Origin of the sequence: Kitasatospora sp. MBT63 (assembly GCF_000710465.2) — a bacterium.
GTDB lineage: Bacteria > Actinomycetota > Actinomycetes > Streptomycetales > Streptomycetaceae > Kitasatospora.
Window position 1 is genome coordinate 1 of the sequence record NZ_JAIZ01000661.1, and the last position, 991, is coordinate 991.

At 73.8% G+C, this 991-nt stretch carries 3 protein-coding genes; 1 reads left to right on the forward strand and 2 read right to left on the reverse strand.

Going from position 1 to position 991, the window contains the following annotated elements:
* The first annotated feature begins 64 nt into the window (after positions 1 to 64).
* The gene (locus AA75_RS48360; RefSeq protein WP_033824312.1) at positions 65 to 277 is read left to right on the forward strand and encodes a hypothetical protein; all 213 of its coding nucleotides are present in this window, start codon (positions 65 to 67) and stop codon (positions 275 to 277) included.
* A 101-nt stretch (positions 278 to 378) separates the two neighbouring features.
* Here AA75_RS48360 and AA75_RS34515 read toward each other — a convergent pair whose 3' ends face one another.
* Positions 379 to 654, reverse strand: a complete 276-nt coding sequence (locus AA75_RS34515) for an acyl carrier protein (protein ID WP_051813970.1) — start codon at positions 652 to 654, stop codon at positions 379 to 381.
* 85 nt (positions 655 to 739) lie between these two features.
* Entirely contained in the window at positions 740 to 925 is a 186-nt protein-coding gene (locus AA75_RS34520; RefSeq protein ID WP_033824313.1) for an acyl-CoA carboxylase epsilon subunit, read from the reverse strand.
* Positions 926 to 991: the final 66 nt, after the last annotated feature.

A 991-nucleotide genomic window follows, 5' to 3' on the forward strand; every position in this document is an offset into this window, starting at 1 on the left:
GCCGTCCTGGCCGGCGCGCCGCCCGCCGCCCGCCGCCCGTCGCGCACCCTGAGGAGTCGGAGCCATGTCGACCTCGTCCTCCCCGCACCGCCCGGCCGTCCGCCTGCGGCTGCTGCCCCCGCACGCCCACCGGGCCCGCCGGGCCCGCCGGAGCCCCGGCCCGGCCGGTCTCCCCCGCCGGCTGCTGCTGATCGCGGCGGACGCCGGGCTGGCCTTCGCGATCGTGCTGCCGGCCGTCCAGCTCGCCCTCGGGCTCTACCACCTGGTGCTCGGCTGATCCCGCGCCAATGCCCCGGGGCCCGGCTCCGCGTCGCCGTCTGGCGGACGTGGTGCCGGGCCCCGGGGGTGCGCTCGTACCGGAGGAAGAATCGGGTCGGGTCAGCTGGTGCGGCTCTCCTGGGCGAGGAAGGCCGCCATGGCCGTGACCGTGGGGTGCTCGTAGGCCACCGCGGGCTCCAGGTAGAGCTCGAACTTCTCCTCGATGTCGCCGAAGAGGCTCAGCGCGGCCACCGAGTCCATCCCGAACTCAGCGAACGGCATCTCGGTGTTGATCTCGTTCTCCGGGCGGGAGAGGTAGCTGCTGAGCCGCTCGACCAGCCAATCGCGGATGTCCTGCTCCACCTGCTCAAGGTGAATCGATCCCTGGACTGTCATCAGATACTCCTTCGCAGTGGCGTCTCGCCGCAGGGTGCACCCACGCCCTCAAGGGCCACTCGAACGGATCTGGATCTGCCGGTCGTCAGGCCGCCGTGCGCCAGCTGCGCGGCGACGGGTAGTCGATGCCGACCGGCCGCAGCCAGGCCTGCGCGCGGCTGCGGGTGCGCTCCTCGGCGCCGGCCCGCGCGGCCAGCACCGCGGCCAGCACCACGGTCAGCGCGGCCAGTTCCTCGTCGGTCGGTGTTCCGCGTTCCACGACGATGTTCATCCGGGTCCCCTCCGGGGGCTCAGGCGGGCGGGTTGCCGTGCTTGCGGCTGGGCAGGTCGGCGTGCT